Below are 23143 nucleotides of genomic sequence, written 5' to 3'. Positions count from 1 at the left end.
GGCGCTGGTCGCGGCGCGCTGTTTTTATTATTTGCGATATATTTTTTATTATTCGTCGCAACTTTGGAGTTCTCCCATGAAATTTTCAGCCTCTACGCGTAACGTACACGGATCGAGTGCGAGCCGCCGCCTGCGTCACGCGGGCCAGGTACCAGCCATTGTTTATGGTGGTGGTATTGATGTAGCCGTTATTACTCTAGATCACAACCAAATCTATCACGATTTGCGTAAAGATGCTTTTCACGCTTCTATTCTAGATATGGATTTAGACGGTAAAAAAGAAAAAGTGATTTTGCGTGCCGTACAGTGGCATCCATACAAGCAGCAAGTATTGCACGTTGACTTCCAACGTGTACGTGCAGACCAAGAGCTCACCACAAACGTACCGTTTGATTTCATCAACGGTGATGAGTCTCCTGCAGTAAAACTACATGCTCAGGTTATTAGCCACTTAATGAACGATCTAGAAATCACATGTTTACCTGCAGACCTACCCGCATCCATTGAGGTAGATCTAGGTAATCTAGAAGAAGATCAAACCATTACTCTAGAAGATATCACACTACCAGAAGGTGTTACATACGCTGGTATACACGTTGATCCTAATCCTACGTTAGTTACAGCTGTGAGTGTCCGTGGCCCTGCTGATGACGAAGAAGAAGACGAGGTGGATGGTGAAGAGGGTGAAGCATCTGGTGAAGAGCCAGCGGCTGAGTAATCGCCTTTAACGCTACGCGTTATACTAAACCCCTGTTGGCATACATGGCTGGCAGGGGTTTTTTTGGGAAGAAATATGTCGGAAGGGATTCGTTTAATTATAGGTTTGGGTAATCCAGGTGCGGAGTATGAGAAAACCCGTCATAATGCGGGTTTTTGGTTAGCGGATGAATACGCTAAAAAACTCCATTGCTCTTTTTCTTTAGAAAAAAATATGGCGGCTTGGGTGGCTAAAGGGCGCTTTGAAAATCAGCCTATTATCATTGCAAAACCCACCACATTCATGAATAGGTCTGGCCAAGCGGCTGGTGCCTTAATGCGCTTTTATAAATTACAGCCTGAACAGGTTTTGGTGTTGCACGATGAATTAGATTTGTTACCAGGTCAGGCCAAGTTAAAAAAAGGCGGTGGTCATGCGGGGCACAATGGTTTACGTGATATTCAACAGGTTTTTTCTAGCCCAGACTTTTGGCGTTTGCGTATAGGTATAGGTCATCCGCGCAGCCTAGGTTTAGCGCAGCAGGTATCTCCTTTTGTATTGGGTCCACCGCGAGCTGCGGAACGCCAAGCTATAGAAGAGGCCTTATGGCGCTGTGATCATATTTTAAATGCATTATTAGCAGGTAATTTTGATCAAGCCATAGAGCAGTTGCACGGGGGCAATGGGTGAAATTTAGAGATGAGCTGCGAGACTTCTTCCGATTCTTACGTCAGCCCCGTTTAAGTCCTCGTTTACCCCATCAAGAGTTAGGGCAAGGCTGGCACACGGATTGGACGAATGGGTTAGGTTTAAAGCGCATGCTGCAATGGGCAGCGTTTTTATGGTTAATTAATATTACGGTATTTGGCCCTTTGGCTGCAATGGTAGCTACTTCCGCAGGTGCACAACATAAGCTGGATCTGAGTAATATTCCTTGGAAACAAGCCGTGTTGTGGGCACCGGTAGTAGAAGAAATGGTGTTTAGATACGTATTACGGCGCCCTTCGCAGTTTTTATGGGTGCTACCTGTGACTGCATGGGCCTTATTTACTGGGCCACAAACGTTAACCGTTATAGCCCTTTGTGGGGTGGTTTTGTTGTTGTTTATGCGCCCTAATATAAAGAGAGTGCAAAGCGCTGTTTGGCCGCGCCGTTGGAACAAGTTCTATGTTCGTCATTTTGGCTGGGCATTTTATGGTTCTACGGTGCTGTTTGCTGCCTTGCATCTTTATAACTTTAAGTTTAGCCAAATTTCTTTATTTGTATTGCCTTTATTGATACTACCGCAATTTGTCACCGGTTTAGTTTTAGCTTGGTTACGTGTGCGTAGGGGGATTGGGGCAAGTATTATTTTGCATGCTGTTTTTAACTCTGGGCCTATATTGTTGATTATGGCCATAATGAGTTTGATGTCCGAACAGTTATAATATATATAAATATATTTTTTAATTTTTTAACTATTTTTATTTAGGAAAGCCATGTCACTTCAATGCGGCATTGTTGGTCTGCCCAACGTCGGTAAATCTACTTTGTTCAACGCGCTGACCAAGGCCGGTATCGCTGCAGAGAACTACCCGTTTTGTACTATTGAACCCAATGTGGGTGTAGTGGAGGTGCCTGATCCACGTTTAGTGCCATTGGCTGAAATTGTTCAGCCAGAACGCGTGCTGCCAGCAGTGGTTGAGTTTGTAGATATTGCCGGCTTAGTAGCGGGCGCCTCTGAGGGTGAAGGCTTAGGAAATCAGTTTTTAGCCAATATTCGCGAAACCGATGCTATTGTGCATGTGGTGCGCTGTTTTGAGGATGAAAACGTGGTGCATGTATCGGGCAAGGTGGATCCTATTTCCGATATAGAGGTTATTCATACTGAATTGGCATTGGCTGACTTAGCCAGCGCAGAGCGTGCCTTACAACGTAATCAGCGCACTGCACGTTCAGGTGATAAAGAAGCCATCCGCTTAGCTGCTACGTTAGAACGCGTAGTGGCGGCTTTGAGCGAAGGCACGCCCGTACGCGCCTTAAACTTTGATGAGGTAGAGACGGAAGCCTTGAAGCAGTATTGCTTTATTACTGCTAAACCGGCTATGTATGTGGCAAACGTACAAGAAGATGGCTTTGAAAACAATCCATATCTAAGCCTAGTTGAAGACTATGCAGCTAAAGAAGGGGCGCCCGTAGTAGCGGTGTGTGCTGCCGTTGAAGCGGATATTGCCCAGTTAGACGAAGAGGATAAAGCCGTCTTCCTTGAAGATCTTGGGATGGATGAGCCAGGCTTAAATCGCGTTATTCGAGCGGGTTATAATTTATTGGGTCTACAGACTTACTTTACAGCAGGCGTTAAAGAAGTTCGAGCTTGGACTGTACCGGTAGGCGCTACGGCACCGCAAGCGGCAGGTGTGATTCACACAGATTTTGAGCGTGGTTTTATTCGTGCTCAGACCATTGCCTATGATGATTTCATTCAGTTTAAAGGTGAGCAGGGTGCCAAAGAGGCCGGTAAGATGCGTGCAGAAGGGAAGGATTACATCGTCAAAGACGGTGATGTGCTGAACTTTTTGTTTAATGTGTAATTGATAATAATGGTATAGGAATAGATATGAGCCAGATTAGCTATAAAAAATTAACTACAGGAATTAGTAAAGAGATGCAGGGCTTTGGTAAAAATCAGCCTGAAGTCATGGGAGCTTTTTCTAAAATGGCACAGGCTGCCGGTAAAGATGGTGTGCTCGATGCTAAAACCAAAGAATACGTAGCGCTAGGTATTGCCATTGCTACGCGTTGTGATCCGTGTATTGGTTTTCACTAAGCTTGGCATCACACGTGAAGAGTTAGAAGAGGTGCTTTCTACCGCCATTTATATGGGTGGTGGCCCTTCCTTAATGTACGCCATGAAAGCCCGCCAAGCTTTTGATGAGTTTTCTGGGTAAGCTTTTTTTGGGCTAAACATACCTAACTATTATGTGTTTATTTTTCAAGATTGTTTGTTACATGTCAATAACCATATATAAAATAGGGATATAATAGTATTTTCTATTACAAAGGAAATAGGTATGTTTAGCTTACGGTTTTCCGCTGCTTTAGTGAGCATGTGTTTGGGCGTTGCCGCTTCAGCAGAAACGCTTCGTAGTGAGCCTATACAGCCCGTCACTGCTGCTGTTATTGAGGAGCCTGCCAAGGTAGAGTTAGGTAAAAAACTTTTTTTTGATCCACGCTTATCAAAATCAGGTTTTATATCCTGTAACTCTTGTCATAACTTAAGTATGGGGGGCTCGGATAATATTAAAACGTCTATAGGAGATAGGTGGCAAGAAGGGCCAATTAACTCCCCTACTGTTTTAAACTCCAGCTTAAACATGGCCCAGTTTTGGGATGGGCGCGCACAGACGCTTCAAGATCAAGCGGGGGGGCCTATTGCTAATCCCATGGAAATGGGCTTTACGCACGAGCTAGCCGTAGAGGTACTGAAATCTATACCCCAATACGTTGATGAATTTAATACAGTGTATGGAAAAACTGATTTTGGTATAGAAGAAATCACCGACGCCATAGCGGTATTTGAAGAAACTTTAGTGACGCCTGATGCCCCTTTTGATCTTTGGCTTAAAGGTGATGATGATGCACTCACAGATCAAGAATTAGCTGGCTATCAGCTATTCAAAGTCAGCGGCTGTATAGCCTGTCATAATGGCGTCAACTTAGGGGGGAGCTCGTTCCAAAAGATGGGGTTAATAGAGCCTTATCAAACTACTAATCCTGCTGAGGGGCGTGCCGCAGTGACAGGTAAAGATGCAGACCGCTTTAGTTTTAAAGTTCCTACTTTGCGTAATGTTGCTCTTACCTATCCTTATTTCCACGACGGAGCCGTAGATACCTTGACTGAAGCCGTTGATATTATGGGCAGATTGCAGTTAGGTAGACACTTTACTCCCGAAGAAAATGCACAGATTGTTGCATTTTTACAATCTCTTACAGGTAAGCAGCCTGAAATAGTATTACCTATTTTACCTCCTTCTCACGATAAAACGCCACGTCCTACGCCCTTCGATTAAGAGCTAAATCCGTTGGTGTGGTATTAGGTTGTTGATTTAGTTGATACCCCATCCAGAGACTGCGTGCTATGCGTTGGGCAAATAGCCAAGCCGCGTCCCCGAGGGCGCGGTTCTTACGTTCGGCGCATACCTGCTCAAATAACGCTAGCCATTGCTCAAAAAGCTCTGCTGAAAGATGAGGGATGGCGGCGTGTTTCATCATTGGTGAGCCTGAGAACTCCCCGGTTTTTAGTATAATAGAAGACCAAAAGTCCACCATGGTATTTAAGTGGGTGGGCCAATCCTGTATATGGGCGTTAAAAATAGGTCCTAGATTTTTATGCACTCGAATTTGTGCATAAAAATCATCTACAAGAGCTTTGATTTCCTCACGGGTACAAATGGAATCCGTCATGTTTTTTCCTTTAAGGTGGTTTGGCTTAGCCTTTAGTATTAGGGACTAATAAGGTGGTTGATTTTTTAAATATCATCTACACTAGACGTATTATTTATATTCTAAAGCGGAGAAGCGAATGAGTCTTGATATCCAGTCTATCACTGACGTTTTTGCGGTGTCAGCCCAATTAAGCCCTGCTGATATGCAATCAGTAGCAGATGCGGGCTTTAAAAGCGTGATCATCAATAGGCCTGATTTTGAGTTAACCGATGCAGAATCTAAGTCAGATGAGATGCTTAAAGCCGCTGAGCAGGCAGGTTTAGTTGCTTGCTATATGCCGGTTGTGGCAAGTGATATCACGTCGGAAAATGTACAGGAGTTCAAGCTGCGCTGTGCAAATTTACCCACGCCTACTTTAGCTTATTGCCGTAGCGGTCAACGTTGTGCCACTTTGCATCAATTAGCACAACAAGCAGGTTAATCTTACTAATTCAACATTGGGGCAAACTATGTTTAAAAAAATCCTTATACCTACTGATGGTTCCACGCTATCCGCGCAGGCGGCAAATAAAGGCGTCGCTTTTGCGCGTCAAATAGGTGCTGAAGTGGTGGCTTTACATGTCACACAGCCTTTTGCTGCCACAGTAGGTTTTGATGGTATGGCTGCAGCCTATGCAATTACTGACGAAGACTATGAAAAAACCGCTTCTAAGCAGTCTAATAAATACATACAAGCTATTTTAGACCGTGCTGATACAGCCGGTGTTAAAGCCTCTCATTTGTCTGTATCTAATTTTAATGTGGCGGATGCTATAGCAAGCGCAGCAGTAGAAGAAGATTGTGATTTGATCTTTATAGGTAGTCATGGCCGCAGTGGTTTATCTCGTTTACTACTTGGTAGTGTGACTGCGAAGGTACTTAACTTGGCTCCTTGCGCTGTATTGGTTTATCGCGTTAAAGATACCAAGTAATAGGAATATACACGGATTCTAAAGCGCCTGCAGGCTTTACGCTTAGCAGGCGCTTTTTATTATTTTGGGCGAAATTATGTTGGAAATTAACGTCGATTTTGCAGACGCTCTTATTGATATAGATAGAAAAATTACCTTAAAAGGGGCGCCAGCTCATGCTGAGGTGCTTATTACCACGAAAACGGAACGAGCTGGCCAAATTTGGCGCAGTGAGCTGAGGGTGCAAAGTGATGAAAAAGGTGAAGCTGACTGCCCAATGAGTCTTATTTATAAGCAAAAAGCGGAAAATGCCGCAGCTACCGAACTCTTTCCTTTGTCAGTGCACCATAGTTTACAAACGGTGGTGGAGGCACAAAGCGGTATCCATAAAACGGCAGAGCTTAAGCCCACGGTCATTACGCAACGTCTCACTCACGAGAGCGTGCAGCGGGTAGAAATTAGAGAGGAAGGTATTAAAGGGGTGTTATTTGTACCTGCTGGTGCCGCAGTGCCTGCAGTAGTGGTTTTGAAAAGGCAAGCTTCTTCTGGAGTCGATGAAGCCCATGCGGCCCTGTATGCGGCAAGAGGTTATGCGGCCTTAGCTTTGGACTATACAGAAACTCCCACCATTGATGCAGCAGATGAGGTACTGGTTTATTTTTCTCAGGCGTTGGACTGGTTACGTGAAAAAGTTCGTCCTAAGCATCATTTTGTAGCGGTTTCAGGGTATGAGGAAGGCGCTGAGTTAGCTTTGTTATTAGGTGTGCATTTGTCTTCACAGGTTTCAGCCGTTATCGCATGTGAGCCCACAGCTGCAGCACCTAACGATATTCATCCTTTAGCCATAGAAGAGATGCAGGCGCCTTTGCTCTTGGCATCGGGTAGAGCGCATAGCAGCAGTGCTTATCAGGAGTCTATTGGTAAGCGCCTACAGCAATATGGCTTTGATTATAATTTTCAGTGGTATGACTTTGAGGGTGTGGCAGCAGGTTTGCGTTTTCCGCATATACCCACCACTCCCCATGCCGCGGATGCTGGGCAGGTGCAGGCGTTAGCCGAAGCCAATAAGTCTTTATGGTTCAGTATTATTGGCTTTTTACATCAGGCCGTGGCTGAAGCCGCTCCTGGTGGTGCGTTAGGGCAGACAGTACAATAGGCATCAGTTCAGCCCCCGATTCAGGGTGTGTACCATTGGGGTGTTGAGCTAAGAAATCAAAAATAGCGCTGCGCATGCGGGGCTCCCAAAATAGCCGAATATGATTTGCTAGATCATGTTCGGCTTGTTTTTGATCAGGTTGAGACACAAAAAAAGCCCCTATTTGATTCAACATAGTAATCAAGGTATTAATGTTCATAATATTATATTTATTCTTGTTTTAGCTAGGATTGGAGCTTAAGAAAGCCGGATGGCTATAAGCAGAAAATTGCTTAGCACGCCCAAAGGCCACCAGTAATAAACCCAGCTCTTCCGCTACTTGAATGGCATAGCTAGTGGGAGCAGAAACGGCTATTAAAATAGGCACACCAAAAGCAGCAGTTTTTTGCACCATTTCAAAGCTGGCACGGCTAGACACCACCATCATGCCCTCAGAGGTAGCAACTTGTTGTTTGAGTAAATGGCCAATCAGTTTATCTAAGGCATTGTGACGACCCACGTCTTCACGCACTACTTGTATATCACCCGATAAATTAGCCCAACCAGCGGCATGGGTGGCGCCCGTAATTTGATGCAAAGGCTGTTGATCACGCAATTGATCTAAGGCGGTAAAAATGGCATCGCGTTGGTAGGGCTGAGTAGGGGCTGGAACAATAGGCAATTGGCGACGTACCTCATTGAGACTTTCTAAGCCACATAAACCACAGCCTGTACGCCCTGCTAATTGACGACGACGCTGTTTGAGCTGATTGAGGCAAGCAGAGGCCATTTCTATATCTACGCTATAGCCGCGTTCATCTTGTTCGATTTGAACATCATAAATATCATCAGTCGTACGAATAATGCCTTCTGTATAAGAAAACCCCAAGGCCAAATCTTCTAAGAAAGTAGGAGTCGCCAATAAGACGGCATGACTGATGCCGTTGTATTGCAATGCCACGGGTACTTCGGTGGCAAGCGCATCGGGTTCAGCTTGGGCATTTTCATGGCGTTTTTGACGCCACACCGTACGTTCTCTATGGCCTGATGCTAGCTCAGTATTGGCTGCGGTAAAATTTGACATAATCCATCACGTTAGTTGGCTTAAAGTTCGTCGAGTAGCAAAGCATGTTGGTGTTTGTGTTGCTGTAACCATTGCTGTTGCCAATCAGAATGTGCGTGGGTGGTTTTTTTAATTTGCACCGCTGTGACTTTGTATTCTGGACAATTGGTGGCCCAGTCGGAGTTTTCAGTAGTCACTACATTGGCACCTGATTGGGGGAAATGAAAGGTGGTGTAAACCACGCCCGGCTGAATTTCAGTGCTCACTTCTGCTTGGAGTACGGTTTCACCCGTACGGCTGCTAATGGTGACAAAATCGCCTGTTTTGATGCCACGCTCTTCGGCATCGTGTGGGTGCAGGGCGAGTCTATCTTGATCATGCCATTGCACATTATGAGTGCGGCGGGTTTGAGCGCCTACATTATATTGTGTCAAGATACGGCCTGTGGTTAAGAGTAGCGGAAATTTACGCGAGGTGCGCTCAGCCGTAGGCACGTATTGCGTGACCATAAAACGCCCTTTGCCGCGCACAAACTCCTGCTCATGCATAATGGGCGTGCCTTCTGGCGCCTCTTCATTACAAGGCCATTGTACGCTACCACCTAAGTTTTCGATGCGCTCATAACTCACCCCTTGGAAAGTAGGCGTTAAGCGGGCAATTTCATCCATTATTTCACTAGGGTGATTATACGTCATGGGGTAACCTAAGGCAGTCGATAAAGCACAGGTGATCTCCCAATCAGCCATCCCATTTTTAGGGGCCATGACTTGACGTACCCTAGAGATGCGGCGTTCAGCATTAGTGAAGGTGCCCTCTTTTTCTAAGAACGAAGAGCCGGGGAGAAAAACATGAGCGTATTTAGCGGTTTCATTTAAAAATAAATCCTGCACAATCACACATTCCATGGACGATAAGGCGGCTGCCACGTATTGGGTATCCGGGTCAGACTGAGCGATGTCCTCCCCTTGGCAATACAGCGCTTTGAAGGAGCCACCCATGGCTGCATCAAACATATTCGGAATGCGTAGCCCCGGCTCATGACCAATTTTCACGCCCCAAGCCTCTTCAAATAAAGTACGAGTGGTGGTGTCGGATACGTGTCTATAACCGGGTAATTCGTGTGGGAAGGAGCCCATATCACACGAACCCTGTACATTGTTTTGACCCCGTAAAGGATTCACACCCATCCCTTCTGCCCCTATATTACCGGTGGCCATGGCAAGGTTAGCAATAGCCATCACGGAAGTGGAGCCTTGTGTGTGTTCAGTTACGCCTAAGCCGTAATAAATAGCGGCAGCACCACCGGTGGCGTATAAACGAGCCGCTGCACGTATGTCTTTAGCAGGTACACCGGTAATTTCAGCCATGGCTTCGGGTGAGTTTTCTGGTTGGCTCACAGCATGTTTCCAGTCCTCAAAAGATGTTAAGTCACAGCGTGCGGCGATGTATTCGTGGTCTAAAAGATCTTCCGTAACAATCACATGCCCTAGGGCTGATAACAGAGCAGTATTAGTGCCAGGTAACAGGGGTAAGTGAATAGCTGCTTTAACATGCGGCGCAGATACTAATTCAATAGCCCGAGGGTCTATCACAATTAGTTTAGCGCCTTGTCGTAAACGACGTTTCATGCGTGAAGCAAAAACCGGGTGAGCGTCTGAAGGGTTAGCGCCCATCACCACAATTACATCGCTGTGCATCACCGAATCAAAAGTTTGTGTACCGGCGGACTCCCCTAAGGTTTGCTTTAGTCCGTAACCGGTAGGAGAGTGACATACTCGGGCGCAAGTATCTACATTATTCGTGCCAAAAGCAGCACGTACCAGTTTTTGCACCAAGTAGGTTTCTTCGTTGGTGCAGCGCGAAGAGGTAATACCACCTACGGAATGGGTGCCATATTGATTTTGAATACGGTGGATTTGATTGGCGGCATAGTTTAATGCTTCTTCCCAGCTAACTTCTTGCCAAGGCTCGTGAATACTTTGACGTATCATGGGAGTGGTAATACGATCTTCGTGCGTGGCATAACCCCAGGCAAAACGGCCCTTTACACAGGCATGACCGCGGTTAGCTTTGCCATCTTTCCATGGTGTCATGCGTACTACTTCTTCGCCTTTCATTTCTGCTTTTAAGCCGCAGCCCACACCGCAATAAGCGCAAGTGGTGATGATGGCATGCTCAGGCTGGCCCATTTCTATGACGGTGTTTTCCATGAGTGAAGCGGTGGGGCAAGCGGCCACACAGGCACCACATGACACGCAATCACTGTCTAAGAAGCTGTCGTTTTGACCGGCTGTAATACGAGCCTCAAAACCTCTGCCATCAACGGTTAGGGCAAAGGTGCCTTGGGTTTCTTCACAGGCACGCACACAGCGGTTACAGACAATACATAGCTTAGGGTCAAAGGTGAAATAGGGATTAGAGGTGTCTGCACAGTCATCCAGATGGTTAGCGCCTTCAAAGCCATAACGCACCTCACGCAAGCCCACTTGGCCTGCTGCATCTTGCAGTTCGCAGTTCCCATTGGCCGAGCACATTAAACAGTCTAGGGGGTGATCGGAAATATATAACTCCATCACATTACGCCGTAGCTTATTGAGTTTGGCGTTTTCAGTCGTGATAACTAAGCCTTCTTCCACTAAGGTAGTACAGGAGGCTGGCTGGCCACGTCTGCCTTCGATTTCTACTAAGCACAGTCTACAGGAGCCAAAAGGCTCTAAGGAGTCAGTAGCGCAAAGCTTAGGGATGTTAATGCCCGCTAAGGCGGCTGCACGCATGATGGAGCTGCCAACGGGGGCGTTAATTTCATGGCCATCAATAAATACCGTTACTGCTTCCGTAGCCACCGGAGCCGGAGTGCCTAAATCTCTATCGCGAATAACAACAGTTTCTAGCATGATGATGATCTCCTTTATTTGGCAAAATCGGCAGCAAAATGTTTGAGGGCTGAGCGCACTGGGTAAGGCGTCATACCGCCTAAGGCACAAAGTGAAGTGGCTTCCATGGTGTCGCAAAGATCATGCAGTAACTCAAGGTTCTTTTCAGGTTCTATCTGTTGACGAATTTTGGCGATGGTTTCTACCCCACGGGTGGAGCCAATACGGCAGGGCGTGCACTTACCACAGGACTCAATGGCACAAAACTCCATGGCATATTGCGCTAATTCGCCCATATCTGCGGTGGTATCAAAAGCCACAATGCCACCATGTCCTATCATGGCAGACATAGCTGCATAGCTTTCGTAATCCATGGGGGCGTCCCAGTCGGTTTCGGCTAAGTAGGCACCTAGAGGCCCACCCACTTGCACTGCCCGTAATGGCAGTCCTGAAGCGCTGCCGCCGCCAAAGTCATACAGCAGTTCTCGTAAACTAAGACCGAAGGCTTTTTCTACTAATCCACCCTGTTTGATATTGCCCGTAAGCTGAAAGGCTAAGGTGCCGTGGGATTTGCCTACGCCATAGTCTTTATAATAATCCGCGCCTTTAGCCAAGATAATAGGTACTGAAGCTAAGGAGACTACATTATTGACGACGGTGGGTTGACCCATAAAACCTTGTAAAGCGGGTAAGGGTGGTTTGAAACGGATTTCACCTCGCTTGCCTTCTAAGCTTTCTAGTAAAGCGGTTTCTTCGCCACAGATATAAGAGCCTGCACCTTTGCGTACTTCCAAATCAAAGCAGTGGCGTGAACCTTGTATGTTTTTACCCAGATAATTGGCCTCATAGGCATGTGCTATTGCTTGTTCTAATACGTCTATCGCGATGGGGTATTCAGAGCGCACATAAATATAGCCATAATTGGCATTAACGGCTAAGCCAGCAATAATCATGCCTTCAATTAGGGTGTAAGGATCACCTTCCATCAAGATACGATCTGAAAACGTGCCCGAATCGCCTTCATCAGCATTACATACTACGTATTTTTGTTCAGCGGTAGCGTTTAAGACGGTATTCCATTTAATACCTGTAGGAAAAGCTGCTCCACCACGCCCTCGCAGACCAGAAGCCGTCAGAATGTTCACAATCTCTTGTGGACCGTGATTAAGGGCATTGTTTAACCCTTCCCAACCGCCTTGTTCGGCATAAGCTTGTAAGCACAGAGGATCATTTAGCCCCACTCTAGCGAAAGTAAGACGTTCTTGATTTTTTAAATAAGGTATATCAAAGGTAGGGCCTTGATATAAAGGGTGTGTGCTAGCTGCAACCGTTAACCAGTCTGCAGCAAATAAGCTTTCCAGGTCTGTAAGCTGCACCGGGCCATAGGCAACACGCCCTGTGGCGGTTTCTATTTCCACCAAAGGCTCTAGCCACAGCATGCCGTGCGTGCCGTTACGAATGATTTCTACGAGATGATTTTGGGCCGCTGCCATTTCGTTAATAACGGGTACCAGAGTATCGGCGCCTGCAGCCACAGCAGCCGTATCCATAGGGACATAAATACGTATAGGACTCATTGCTATGCTCCTTGCTCTGCTAGTAACTGCTTTAACCGCTCGGAAGAGAGGTGGGCAATGGGTTGATGGTTAATCATCGCAGCCGGGCCTTGGGCACAAAGCCCTAAACAGTAAACCGGTTCTAAGGAAACATTGCCATCTGCACTGGTTTCATGAAAATCACAGCCTAACTGTTGTTTGGTTTGAGCGATGAGGGCATTGGCACCACGTGCTTGACAGGCTTCTGCTCTACAAACTTCCAAAAGTATTGGCGCGGGGGGTGTGGTTCTGAAGTGAGTATAAAAACTAATCACGCCATGGATTTCTGCTCTGGATCGATTAATGGCTTGACTAAGAGGCGGCACTAAGCTGTCTGGGATATAACCCAGTTGATTTTGAATAGTATGCAATATAGGCAATAAATTACCTTCTTTACTGCTATTTTTTTTAAGTGCTAACTCTAGAACGGCTTGCGGCGAATGAGCCATGGGAGAAAATCTCCTATATGTGATTAATTACATATTAATTATTATTAAGGACAAAGCGATTAAGTAGTTAATTTACAAGTAATATTGTTTCTTATCAATAAGAGGTGTTTTGCATGTTATTCTGTTTTTATATGCAATAAATAACATATTAATTAATAGCTTGAGTAGATTGGTTTAATTGAATGTCACAGCCTTTTATTAATGTTTATCCTCAATGGCAGTTTCAGGGTGCTGAAGAAACAATAGACTTGAATCAGCTGCTCGCTATTTTTACGGCGCTAGATAAACTGGGCAATCTTTCTGCAGCAGCTAAATTATGCGGCATGTCGTATAGGCATGCCTGGGGCTTAGTGCGTAAAGCAGAACAGGTTTTTGGAGTGAGTTTAATTGAGACTTCGCGCCGTAAAGGAAGTAAGCTCACTGAGTTTGCTAGTCAAATACTTCATCAATACCATGCATTAAATGAGAAAGCTCAAGCCCGCTTACAGAGCTTGCAGCAAGATTTTAATCAAAATATAGTAGATCTTTATAGTGGCGAGCACCTGGTATTACGTTTATATGCCAGTCATGGTTTTGCCGTTGAGGGTTTATTACAGCATAACGCCAAGAGTCGGTCTAAAATGGCTCTGGAGTTGCATTACCGCACAGGTGGTGAAGCGTTAGCTTATTTGCTTCGAGGAGAATGCGATATAGCCGGTTTTCAAATACCTACCGGTAAATATCAAGCTGCTTCTTTAGCACACTATAGCCAGTATTTTCAGTCAGATGAGTTATTATTGGTTTTTTTGGCTAGACGAAATGTAGGATTGTTTGTGCAAAAAGGTAATCCTCTTGCTATAAATGGCGTTGCACAACTCATGCATCCCCATGTGCGAGTCGTGAACCGGCAGCCTGGCTCAGGGTCTAGGCATTTAATGCGACTTATGCTCGAAGAAACAAAGTTAGATGCTGATTTAGTCTTAAATTATGGTGCTACAGAGTTTACCCACATGGCGGTAGCTGCTCATGTAGCAAGTGGTATGGCAGATGTGGGATTTGGTATTGAGACCGCTGCTTGGCGTTGTGGCTTAGACTTTATTTCCCTAGGCGCTGAGCGGTATTTCTTTGCTTTTCATCGTAATAGGGTTAAGAGTGAAGCTATACAAGATTTCCTTTCTTTAGTGCGTAGTGCTGAGTATAAGCAGTACATTCAAGACCTTGTCGGTTATGAGTCTGAAGGGATGGGGCATTTGTATACGTTTCAGCACGCCTTCAGCTAAAAATACTCCTTAAAATTTATAATAGATTAATAAGTCTTATGATTGGACGCAACCAAACCCCTTTTATAGCTACTCATCGTAAGCCTACTGTGGTGCCTACGCAAGGCGGGGGTGTACGCGATAAATTAAATAGACCCTTACGCGATCTGCGTATTTCGGTTACAGACCGCTGTAATTTCCGCTGCACTTATTGCATGCCGCGTGAAGTCTTTGGCAGTGATCATGTTTTTTTGCCGCAGCCTGAGTTATTAAGCTTCGAGGAAATCACCCGTACTGCTAAAATTGCCGTAGAAATGGGGGTGCGTAAAATACGCCTAACAGGCGGTGAGCCATTACTGCGCAAACACCTTGAAAATCTTATAGAAATGCTTGCGCAATTACGCACACCAGAGGGTGAGCCCGTGGAGCTTGCTATGACCACAAATGCCACGCTGCTCGCGCAAAAAGCCAAAGCTATTAAAGAGGCCGGCCTACATCGCGTAACAGTGAGCTTAGATGCTCTAGATAGCGCCCGTTTTACCCAGCTTAGCGACAGCAACGTAGCCGTAGAGCGCGTATTAGCCGGCATAGAAAAAGCGGCTGAAGTAGGTTTAGCCCCGGTTAAGGTCAACATGGTGGTGCGTAAAGGCATCAATGATGATCAAATTATTCCCATGGCGCGCTACTTTAAAGGCAAAGGTCATTCACTACGTTTTATCGAATACATGGATGTGGGCAATACCAATGGTTGGAATCTCACCGAGGTGATCACAGGAGCGCAAATTATTCAAACCTTGTCTTCTGAGTTTGATTTAGAGCCAGTGGCTTCTGAGTATTATGGTGAGGTGGCAGATAGATACCGTTACAAAGATGGTAGTGGTGAAATAGGCATTATTACCAGTGTATCCAATCCTTTTTGTGGCGACTGCACCCGTATGCGTTTATCGCCAGAAGGCCAATTCTTTTTATGTTTATTTGGTAGTCGTGGTTATGATGTGCGTAGTTTATTACGCGACGGTATGTCAGATGGTGAGGTCGCTGCGCATATTATGGAAATGTGGCACGGGCGCGCTGATCGTTACTCAGAGCTACGAGGTTCAAACTCCGCCCCTAAAAACAAGGTTGAGATGAGTTATATAGGTGGTTAAGACAAGGCTACAGCTAAGCGGTGGCATTTTAACAGGTGGCTTAGCCCGACGTTTTCAAACCGATGATAGTGGTGTTATAGATAAGGGGCTTTTAGACTTATCAGGGCAGCCCTTAGTGGCACACACGGCTAAAAAATTACAGCCTTATTGCACTCCACCTTTGTTGATTAGTGCTAATCGTAATAAAGATAAATACAAAAAATACGGGGAGGTAATTGCTGACCCCGATGACCTAGCCGGTTACCAAGGGCCTTTAGCAGGTCTTTTAGCGATGCTCAGCGAGATCACTACAGAATGGTTGATGGTGCTGCCAGTAGATAGCCCTTTTGTGCCTGAGGCACTCATAGAGGCGCTTTGGCAAGCGCATTTGGATCAACCTCAAAAACTCGCATTTTATGCACAACACGAGCGCAGCTATCCATTGTGTTTATTAATACATAAAAGCAGTGTAACGGCCCTAAAAACATATTTACTAGCCGGACAGCGTCGTGTACAGAGCTGGTTAGCGGCGCAAGACGCTGTGGCCGTAAACCTAAAGCATTATCCTGCGGAAGCCTTTTTTAATATTAATGAGCCCGCTGATTTACAACGGGCTCATCGTCTGCTGTTAGCTTAGAAGCCCCAATGCCTAAAGTCATAATAGGCGACGGTATCGCCGTGCTTAACTTCCGTATCTGCAGGTATACGTGCTAAGCCGGTAGCCCAAGCTAAAGAGCTAATAATGGCTGAGCCTTGTTGTACGTGTGGAGTAAGACGTAAGCTGCCATCTGATTCGGGTCTAGCTTGTACGCGTATAAAATCCTCCCGCCAGCCACTGAAGGTGTGATCGGTTTCAATCTTGCCATAAAATACCCGAGGCATTGCATGCCTACGGCCTTGGATGACGCGCAGCATGGGTGAAACCATCAACGTGAATACCGCATAAGCTGATACAGGGTTACCCGGTAAGCCTATAACCGGTGTATCTCCTATATGCGCTAAAGCCACGGGTTTTCCGGGTTTCATTTTTACTTTCCAGAGATTTACTTCCCCGCCTAAGGATTCAATGGCGGGCTTTACCAGGTCTTTATCCCCGACTGAAACGCCTCCTACGGTTAGTACTAGGTCACATTCTTGACTTAGTGTGGTTAAGGCTTCTTGAATTGCTTCTAAGGTGTCATTAGCATGTAAGATTTTATACGCGGGGGCACGTAATAGTTGCTGCGTGAGAGCCGCTAACATAGGGGCGTTTGAGTTGTAGATATGCCCCTCTTCTAAGGGTTCACCGGGTTGTGTAAGTTCATCTCCAGTGGTCAGAATACCGACTTTAGGAATCGGGTAAACGTCGACTTCGGTAATTCCTTGAGATGCCAATACCGCAATGTGACCACTGTTTAGAGGTTTGCCTTTAAGAATAATGGTTTTGTCTTTGCCCATGTCTTCGCCTTTAAGACGCACATTGGCATGTAATGCGGGAGTTTTTTGTACAAAAACCACTTCATTTTCTTCAGTGCAGTTTTCTTGAATAATAACGGTGTCTGCACCGGCTGGCATCAGGCTGCCAGTAAAAAGGCGTATGGCTTGCCCGGATTTAAGCGCTTCGGGAATATCACCTGCATAGCAGCGTTGTTGTATAGGTAGGCCTTTACCTATTTCAACATCAGCTAGGCGCACTGCATAACCATCCATGGCGCTGTTGTCTGCGGGAGGAATAGCAATAGTGGCTTGAATATTGGTAGCGAGTACTCGCCCCATGGCTTGAGCTACAGGTATGCGTTCGCTGCGAGTAGGGCGTACAGCGGATTGTATAAGGCGGTCTTGGGCGGTATCAAAATCTAACATAAGCACTCTTTAAACAAAAGAATTAAAAGCAGGGAAAGCGGGCGGATGGTGTAGTCGTTATTTAGTAGCGCAGTGATTGGCAAAATTACAGGGCTTGTGGTCTTTGTCCAACTGCTCGCGAATAATACGGGCCCAAGCTAAACGGCAGGCATTGGTGGAGCCTGGAATGCTGAAAATAACCGTGTTATTGGCTAAGCCCGCGGTGGCGTCAGACTGAATAGACGAGCTGCCTATATCTTCAAATGATAACTGTCTAAAGAGCTCACCAAAGCCTTTGACGGTTTGATCAAATAAAGGCTCTATGGCGGCAATGGTGTTTTTTTCAGGCCCAAAGCCAGTACCGCCATTTGTGATAATGACTTGAATGTTTTCATCTACTATCCATTGGCTAATAATTTGCCGAATCTTATAAATATTAGCCGGCATTACAGTACGTTCTAGGCATTGGTGGCCATCGCGTTGGAGTTGATCCACCAAGTAATTGCCAGACGTGTCATCGGCCGCTGTGCGGCTATTGGAAATAGTTAATACGGCACATTTTAAGCTAGCCATTGTTTTTTTCCCATTCAGCTGTTTTGGCGGCATCGCTATCGCGTTGCTGCACCCAGAATTTTTCACCATTTTGAAGCTTTTCGCGTTTCCAAAAAGGGGCTCGTGTTTTTAAGGCATCAATAATGTATTCACCCGCATCAAAAGCATCACCCCTATGTACGCTGCTCACGCCTACAAAAACGATTTGCTCACCTAAATGTAGTTCACCTACGCGATGCACCACACAGTAACTCAAAATGTCCCACCGTTCTTTTGCGTATTCACATAGATCGGTAATTTCACGTTCACACATCCCGGGATAATGCTCTAAAAATAGCGTATCAGTAGGTGCTTTAGGATTGAAATCACGCACATAGCCAATAAAGCTGAGTATAGCGCCGTTATGACCAGCGTCTTTTTTGTGCAAATCTGCAATAAGCTCAGCCACGTTAAAATCGTGCTCTTGAACAATAACCATGGTTATCTAACCTCCTGTGACGGGTTCAAATAAAGCCACTTCATCACCTGAGTTTATGATGGCATCATGATTGACGTGGTATTGATTAACCGCTACTTTTAGGCGTTCTTGCATAGGGGCGAGGGCAGGGTAGCGTGCTACTACCTCTTTGAGCCAAACCTTTACTGCAGTAGCCTTAGGCAGATCCCATTGTTCTTGACGTTTTTGCGTGATTTCTGCCACTTGAGCAAAATATAAAACCGTAATTGTTGCGGTAGACATGCTGTTTCCTCGTGTGTAGATCGGTGTATCTATAGATGGTTTATTTTTAGGACTTCGCTTCCCAAGTGCCAGATTTACCTCCGGATTTACGCACCAAACGTGTATTTTCAATCACAATGCCTTTATCAGCAGCTTTACACATATCGTAAATGGTTAAGGCGGCCACGCTAGCAGCCATCATGGTTTCCATTTCTACCCCTGTAGTATAGGAGCAGCGGCAAGTGGTTTGAATATGTACCCTATGCGTATTAGAGTCTAATTCAAATTCTACACCCACAAAGTCTAAGGCCAAGGTGTGGCAAAGGGGAATGAATTCAGCACAGCGTTTAGCGGCTTGTATAGCAGCAATACGGGCAGTATTAAGTACCTCGCCTTTGGCATTGTCTTGAGCGGTGAGCAGGGAAAAAGCGTCAGCGCTTAGGCTTACGCTACTGCGTGCTATCGCTTCTCTAGTTGTGCGGTTTTTATGGCTTACATCCACCATGCGGACTTGGCCGCTTTCATCTAAGTGGGTAAGGGTTAGGTCAGAATTCGTGCTTTTAAAGCTCATTGCTCACTCATTATTAGATATTAAATAATAGTAACGAAATTAACGATCTATTATAGCCATCTCATTGTCGCTTGAGCCTTTAATCATATAGTATGGAGGAACCCCTTTAAACTCTTAATGTTTTAACACTGTTAACTGGAGTGATTATGTCTATAAAAATTGGTGATACCCTTCCAAACGCTACTTTAGCTGAGCTGCGCACAGGTGAAGAGCCACAAATGCATGAGGTAAATGATCTAGCTAAAGGCAAGAAGATTGTCTTTTTTATGGTGCCAGGAGCTTTTACGCCTGCATGCACTGAAAATCATTTACCCGGTTTTTTAGAAAACGTAGAAGCTTTTAAAGCCAAAGGAGTAGACGAGGTTTGGTGCGTGGCCGTAAATGATATGTTTGTGATGGAAGCTTGGTCACGTGATAAGCAGATCAATGGCAAAATGCGTATGCTAGCTGACGGTAGTGCTGAGTGGACTAAAAAGCTGGGCTTGGAGTTTGATCTCAGTGAAAAAGGCTTAGGGGTACGCGCACAGCGCGTATCGGCTTATGTAGAAGATGGTGTGGTTAAGCAGCTCAACATAGATGCTGATGGTGCACTTAAAACTAGCGATGCTAAGACCTTACTAAATCAAATCTAGTAAAAAATAAAAATGTCGTAACTCATCGTCTTTGCGGGCGATGAGAAACTGCTCCCGCCACTCTATTATTTCTTATTCCCCATGTTTAACGCAATTGGCGCCTTTTTTTCTTTATATCTAGCCACCTTAGTTTTATTAACAGGCTCTGGTTTATTTAATACCTACATGGGCTTACGCCTGACCCAACTTTCCGTTTCAGAGGTTTGGGTAGGGGGCTTGTTAGCCGTGTTTTATTTAGGCTTGGTGTTTGGTGCTCGTATGGGGCATAAACTGATTTTGGGTATAGGCCATATACGGGCCTATGCCGCTAGTGCCGCCTTTGTGACAGTGGCTATTCTTATCCAGATTATGGTGGATAACTTATGGTTGTGGTTGGTGCTACGTTTTATTGCTGGCGCTGCGATGGTGACGCAGTTTATTAGTATAGAAAGTTGGTTAAATGAGCAAACCGATAACGAAAAACGCGGCACGGTTTTTGCTTTTTATATGGTAATGACGAGTTTAGGTACGGTATTAGGGCAAGTCGTACTAACTTATTTTCCAGATATGAATTATGAGCCCTTGGTGTTCGTGGCCATTTGCTCGGTGATGAGTTTAGTGCCTGTAGCCTTAACACGTCGTTTACACCCGGCTTTACAGGTACCTGCTCCCATTAATGCGAAGTATTATTTAGAGCGCGTGCCCTTATCATTGCTAGTGCTTTTAATCGCAGGTATGGTTACCGGTGCCTTTTATGCTTTGGCCCCGGTGTATGGGATACGGGCAAATTTAAGCAGTGATCAGGTAGCGATGTATGTGGCTATCTCCGTAGCAGCTGGGGTGTTAGCGCAGTGGCCTATAGGCTGGATAGCAGACCGTATTGGACGTGTGATTACTATACGAGTGAATGCGATCTTGTTATTGCTGTTGGCATTGCCTTTAATGGGTTGGATAGATTTTAATTATACGTGGTTATTGGTGTTTTCAGCAGGTTTTGGGGTGCTGCAATTTACTTTGTACCCGCTGGGAGCGGCTTTTGCTAACGACAACGTAGATCCCGATAGACGAGTGGGTTTAAGTGCTATTTTATACATGGTGTATGGCTTAGGTGCTTGTATTGGACCACTAGCAGTGGGCGTGATGATGGAGCACTTGGGGGCGGATTTTTACTTTATATTTGTGGCAGTATGTGGTGGTGTTCTTGTGCTGCTTATCAGACCGAAAGTCGTAAAAGGCGATCACCTCAGTCAAGATGCTCCTACTGAATTTGTACCCATGCCTAGTATGCAAACCTCAGCAGCTGCTGCTGCCCTAGATCCGCGTATTGATATTAGTAGTGATATCTCCCACGATCCTATTATTGAAGACGAGGAGGATAGTAGCTTTGTGGAGGCAGATGCGGAGGCGGACGCTCAGACCGATAATGAAAAGAAAAAAGCGCAAGGGCAGCCACCTATTATAAATGTGGCTGACACCATTATTGAGCCCTCAGGGGATCAAAGCGATGATGGCACTGAGGGCCAACGCTATCCCCAAAATACTAAACCTGTTTAGTTTTTCTTTAAAAAAGCCAGCGCCTACCAAAGTTCCTAAGGTGATGACCCCGATATTCATAGTAGAAAATACTAACGTGGGGTTTTCAGGGAACTGCTGGTGGGCGCGTATATAAAAATAAATATTCCCAAAATTCAATAACCCCAGAAATAAACCGGCAAAAATACTGCGCTGCTGCCACTGTGTGCCTCGAAGTAATAACCAAGAAAATAACAAAGTACCTGCGAGTATAAAAGTTACGAGCAGACTGCTACTAAAGCCTGCTCCACTTTTAGAAAGTTGTTTAAAGAGGACATCTATAACACCAAACCCTAACCAAACGCCTAATAACCAGCTGAAAGGGTGTAGTGCGGTTTGGGGGGTAGCAGTGGAATTGGTTTTTTGCTTTTGACTGCCAACGCTCAAACAAATGAGAGCGCTGAGCCCCAGCGTTACACCAAGTAGCTTACTGCCCTGTATGGTTTCTCCAAAGATAATTACAGCTGCAATTAAGGGGATAACTAAAGAGAGACGTTGCGCTGCGTCACTCAATACAATACCGGCTTGCTGCACGGCTTTAGCCATCACTAAAAAAATACTTGGAAGTAAGACTCCTAAGGCTAGTACCACCCAATAAGGCGTACTGGGGTTAAGTAGGCTCATAGGATCAGGGCGCAGCAAAACAACGGTTAACGCGCCGGCCATCACATAGTTAAAAGCAATGGCTTGAGTCACATCAATGTGTTTACTGCGAGCTATTTTTAATAAAATAGAAACCGCCACACTACAGCTAATGCTAATAATTAATGTCCACATGCAATGCCTAAGCGCTCAAAAAGCTGTTGATCAGCGGTAAATTGGGGGTTTTCCGTAGTAAGTAGTTGGTCACCATAAAAAATGGAGTTCGCGCCGGCCATGAAACATAAGGTTTGAGCGCTATCACTTAAAGAGCTACGCCCGGCAGATAAACGTACTGCCGTAGTAGGCATGGTGATACGCGCGATGGCGATCGTACGTATAAACTCAAAGTCGTCAATGTCTTCGTTCTCTGCCATGGGGGTGCCCGCCACTTTAACAAGCTTATTAATAGGCACGGATTCGGGGTAAGGGTTACGGTTGGCCAGCTGAGCGATAAGCTGTGCACGTTGCTGACGACTTTCTCCTAAACCGATGATGCCACCCACACAGCTTTTTAATCCAGCCTCGTGTACGCGATCTAAGGTATCTAAACGGTCTTGATAGCTGCGGGTACTAATAATTTTTGGGTAGAAATCCTCTGCAGTATCTAGGTTGTGGTTGTAGTAATCCAAACCCGCTTCTTGTAGACGCTGAGCTTGACCGTTTTTGAGCATACCTAAGGTAACGCAGGTTTCCATGCCTTCGGCTTTTACAGCCTTTACCAAATCAATCACTAGGTCTATTTGTTTTTCCGTGGGTGAGCGCCAAGCCGCTCCCATGCAAAAACGTTGTGCGCCATGCGCTTTGGCTTGCTTAGCGGCGGCTAAAACGGTGGCTTTATCTAAAAGCTGTTCGTTTTCTACCGCTGTAGTGTATTTGGAAGATTGTGGGCAATAGCTGCAATCTTCTGGGCAGCCACCCGTTTTAATAGATAATAAGCTAGATAGTTGAATATCGTTGCTTTTATGGTGTTCACGATGTACTTGCTGCGCTTGCCATAATAAATCCATTAAAGGAAGCGCATAAAGAGCTTCAATTTTCTCTACGGTCCACGGTTGTGCTTGCATATTTATGCCTAATACAATTGAAATACAAAGACATAAATAT

At 45.5% G+C, this 23143-nt stretch carries 26 protein-coding genes and 1 pseudogene; 14 read left to right on the top strand and 13 right to left on the bottom strand.

Features of this window, described 5'->3' with window-relative positions; genetic code table 11:
• The first annotated feature begins 76 nt into the window (after nucleotides 1–76).
• From AC2UZJ_RS04085 to AC2UZJ_RS04060, 6 genes and pseudogenes are all read left to right on the top strand, one after another.
• Complete coding sequence (locus AC2UZJ_RS04085; protein ID WP_486948840.1) at nucleotides 77–718, top strand: 50S ribosomal protein L25/general stress protein Ctc; 642 nt, start codon at nucleotides 77–79, stop codon at nucleotides 716–718.
• A gap of 75 nt (nucleotides 719–793) precedes the next feature.
• Nucleotides 794–1387 (top strand): aminoacyl-tRNA hydrolase, encoded by a 594-nt coding sequence (gene pth / locus AC2UZJ_RS04080; RefSeq protein WP_486948839.1) that lies wholly within the window; start codon nucleotides 794–796, stop codon nucleotides 1385–1387.
• Nucleotides 1384–2124, top strand: a complete 741-nt coding sequence (locus AC2UZJ_RS04075; protein WP_486948838.1) for a CPBP family glutamic-type intramembrane protease — start codon at nucleotides 1384–1386, stop codon at nucleotides 2122–2124. Before pth ends, AC2UZJ_RS04075 begins: the two co-directional genes overlap by 4 nt.
• Before the next feature lie 51 nt (nucleotides 2125–2175).
• Nucleotides 2176–3267 carry a redox-regulated ATPase YchF gene (ychF, locus tag AC2UZJ_RS04070; protein WP_486948837.1) on the top strand — a complete coding sequence of 364 codons (1092 nt, stop codon included), beginning with the start codon at nucleotides 2176–2178 and terminating at the stop codon, nucleotides 3265–3267.
• Nucleotides 3268–3293: 26 nt separating this feature from the next.
• A pseudogene (locus AC2UZJ_RS04065) lies at nucleotides 3294–3624 on the top strand (carboxymuconolactone decarboxylase family protein).
• Between the two features lie 159 nt (nucleotides 3625–3783).
• The gene (locus tag AC2UZJ_RS04060; RefSeq protein ID WP_486948958.1) at nucleotides 3784–4746 is read left to right on the top strand and encodes a cytochrome-c peroxidase; all 963 of its coding nucleotides are present in this window, start codon (nucleotides 3784–3786) and stop codon (nucleotides 4744–4746) included.
• Here AC2UZJ_RS04060 and AC2UZJ_RS04055 read toward each other — a convergent pair.
• A complete protein-coding gene (locus AC2UZJ_RS04055) occupies nucleotides 4730–5140 on the bottom strand; it encodes a group III truncated hemoglobin (protein ID WP_486948836.1) in 411 nt (136 codons plus the stop codon). The two genes, AC2UZJ_RS04060 and AC2UZJ_RS04055, sit on opposite strands and share 17 nt — an antisense overlap.
• 118 nt (nucleotides 5141–5258) lie before the next feature.
• Between AC2UZJ_RS04055 and AC2UZJ_RS04050 the strand changes: the two genes are divergently transcribed.
• The 3 genes from AC2UZJ_RS04050 to AC2UZJ_RS04040 all read left to right on the top strand — a co-directional run bounded on the left by AC2UZJ_RS04050 (nucleotide 5259) and on the right by AC2UZJ_RS04040 (nucleotide 7228).
• Nucleotides 5259–5603 (top strand): protein tyrosine phosphatase family protein, encoded by a 345-nt coding sequence (locus tag AC2UZJ_RS04050; RefSeq protein ID WP_486948835.1) that lies wholly within the window; start codon nucleotides 5259–5261, stop codon nucleotides 5601–5603.
• Nucleotides 5604–5631: 28 nt separating this feature from the next.
• Nucleotides 5632–6093, top strand: coding sequence for a universal stress protein (locus AC2UZJ_RS04045; protein WP_486948834.1), 462 nt, complete (start codon nucleotides 5632–5634; stop codon nucleotides 6091–6093).
• 76 nt (nucleotides 6094–6169) lie between these two features.
• A complete protein-coding gene (locus AC2UZJ_RS04040) occupies nucleotides 6170–7228 on the top strand; it encodes a dienelactone hydrolase family protein (RefSeq protein ID WP_486948833.1) in 1059 nt (352 codons plus the stop codon).
• Here AC2UZJ_RS04040 and AC2UZJ_RS04035 read toward each other — a convergent pair.
• Genes AC2UZJ_RS04035 through AC2UZJ_RS04015 form a run of 5 tightly spaced genes read right to left on the bottom strand, consistent with a single transcriptional unit; the run spans nucleotide 7158 to nucleotide 13187 of the window.
• Nucleotides 7158–7427, bottom strand: a complete 270-nt coding sequence (locus AC2UZJ_RS04035; RefSeq protein WP_486948832.1) for a formate dehydrogenase subunit delta — start codon at nucleotides 7425–7427, stop codon at nucleotides 7158–7160. The two genes, AC2UZJ_RS04040 and AC2UZJ_RS04035, sit on opposite strands and share 71 nt — an antisense overlap.
• Before the next feature lie 21 nt (nucleotides 7428–7448).
• Entirely contained in the window at nucleotides 7449–8291 is an 843-nt protein-coding gene (gene fdhD / locus AC2UZJ_RS04030) for a formate dehydrogenase accessory sulfurtransferase FdhD (RefSeq protein WP_486948831.1), read from the bottom strand.
• A 20-nt stretch (nucleotides 8292–8311) separates the two neighbouring features.
• On the bottom strand, nucleotides 8312–11164 hold the full coding sequence (fdhF, locus tag AC2UZJ_RS04025) for a formate dehydrogenase subunit alpha (protein WP_486948830.1): 2853 nt from the start codon (nucleotides 11162–11164) through the stop codon (nucleotides 8312–8314).
• A 14-nt stretch (nucleotides 11165–11178) separates the two neighbouring features.
• Nucleotides 11179–12720 carry a formate dehydrogenase beta subunit gene (locus tag AC2UZJ_RS04020; RefSeq protein ID WP_486948829.1) on the bottom strand — a complete coding sequence of 514 codons (1542 nt, stop codon included), beginning with the start codon at nucleotides 12718–12720 and terminating at the stop codon, nucleotides 11179–11181.
• Between the two features lie 2 nt (nucleotides 12721–12722).
• Nucleotides 12723–13187, bottom strand: coding sequence for a formate dehydrogenase subunit gamma (locus AC2UZJ_RS04015; protein WP_486948828.1), 465 nt, complete (start codon nucleotides 13185–13187; stop codon nucleotides 12723–12725).
• 182 nt (nucleotides 13188–13369) lie between these two features.
• Between AC2UZJ_RS04015 and AC2UZJ_RS04010 the strand changes: the two genes are divergently transcribed.
• From AC2UZJ_RS04010 to mobA, 3 genes are read left to right on the top strand one after another with little or no spacing between them, the layout of a single operon-like run.
• Nucleotides 13370–14446, top strand: coding sequence for a substrate-binding domain-containing protein (locus tag AC2UZJ_RS04010; protein ID WP_486948827.1), 1077 nt, complete (start codon nucleotides 13370–13372; stop codon nucleotides 14444–14446).
• 38 nt (nucleotides 14447–14484) lie between these two features.
• Nucleotides 14485–15573 (top strand): GTP 3',8-cyclase MoaA, encoded by a 1089-nt coding sequence (moaA, locus tag AC2UZJ_RS04005; RefSeq protein ID WP_486948826.1) that lies wholly within the window; start codon nucleotides 14485–14487, stop codon nucleotides 15571–15573.
• Complete coding sequence (gene mobA, locus AC2UZJ_RS04000; protein ID WP_486948825.1) at nucleotides 15566–16189, top strand: molybdenum cofactor guanylyltransferase MobA; 624 nt, start codon at nucleotides 15566–15568, stop codon at nucleotides 16187–16189. The genes moaA and mobA overlap by 8 nt, the downstream gene beginning before the upstream one ends.
• On the opposite strand, the gene AC2UZJ_RS03995 is transcribed toward mobA, so the two are convergent.
• The 5 genes from AC2UZJ_RS03995 to moaC are packed head-to-tail and all read right to left on the bottom strand — an operon-like array spanning nucleotide 16186 to nucleotide 19214.
• Nucleotides 16186–17394, bottom strand: coding sequence for a molybdopterin molybdotransferase MoeA (locus tag AC2UZJ_RS03995; protein ID WP_486948824.1), 1209 nt, complete (start codon nucleotides 17392–17394; stop codon nucleotides 16186–16188). The two genes, mobA and AC2UZJ_RS03995, sit on opposite strands and share 4 nt — an antisense overlap.
• Nucleotides 17395–17451: 57 nt before the next feature.
• A complete protein-coding gene (gene moaB, locus AC2UZJ_RS03990; RefSeq protein WP_486948957.1) occupies nucleotides 17452–17964 on the bottom strand; it encodes a molybdenum cofactor biosynthesis protein B in 513 nt (170 codons plus the stop codon).
• Entirely contained in the window at nucleotides 17939–18403 is a 465-nt protein-coding gene (locus AC2UZJ_RS03985; protein ID WP_486948823.1) for a molybdenum cofactor biosynthesis protein MoaE, read from the bottom strand. Before AC2UZJ_RS03985 ends, moaB begins: the two co-directional genes overlap by 26 nt.
• 6 nt (nucleotides 18404–18409) lie before the next feature.
• Nucleotides 18410–18664 (bottom strand): molybdopterin converting factor subunit 1, encoded by a 255-nt coding sequence (gene moaD / locus AC2UZJ_RS03980; protein WP_486948822.1) that lies wholly within the window; start codon nucleotides 18662–18664, stop codon nucleotides 18410–18412.
• A 46-nt stretch (nucleotides 18665–18710) separates the two neighbouring features.
• Nucleotides 18711–19214: a cyclic pyranopterin monophosphate synthase MoaC gene (gene moaC / locus AC2UZJ_RS03975; RefSeq protein WP_486948821.1), complete on the bottom strand. Its 504-nt coding sequence runs from the start codon at nucleotides 19212–19214 to the stop codon at nucleotides 18711–18713.
• A 146-nt stretch (nucleotides 19215–19360) separates the two neighbouring features.
• Between moaC and AC2UZJ_RS03970 the strand changes: the two genes are divergently transcribed.
• Nucleotides 19361–19846 (top strand): redoxin family protein, encoded by a 486-nt coding sequence (locus tag AC2UZJ_RS03970; protein ID WP_486948820.1) that lies wholly within the window; start codon nucleotides 19361–19363, stop codon nucleotides 19844–19846.
• 81 nt (nucleotides 19847–19927) lie between these two features.
• Nucleotides 19928–21379, top strand: coding sequence for an MFS transporter (locus AC2UZJ_RS03965; protein WP_486948819.1), 1452 nt, complete (start codon nucleotides 19928–19930; stop codon nucleotides 21377–21379).
• Here the strand turns inward: AC2UZJ_RS03965 and AC2UZJ_RS03960 are convergent.
• The gene (locus AC2UZJ_RS03960) at nucleotides 21314–22174 is read right to left on the bottom strand and encodes an EamA family transporter (protein WP_486948818.1); all 861 of its coding nucleotides are present in this window, start codon (nucleotides 22172–22174) and stop codon (nucleotides 21314–21316) included. The two genes, AC2UZJ_RS03965 and AC2UZJ_RS03960, sit on opposite strands and share 66 nt — an antisense overlap.
• Nucleotides 22162–23103, bottom strand: a complete 942-nt coding sequence (bioB, locus tag AC2UZJ_RS03955) for a biotin synthase BioB (RefSeq protein WP_486948817.1) — start codon at nucleotides 23101–23103, stop codon at nucleotides 22162–22164. Before bioB ends, AC2UZJ_RS03960 begins: the two co-directional genes overlap by 13 nt.
• Nucleotides 23104–23143: the final 40 nt, after the last annotated feature.

Source organism: Paenalcaligenes sp. DL 309 (assembly GCF_057475285.1).
This window is presented reverse-complemented; position numbering and strand designations above follow the sequence as displayed.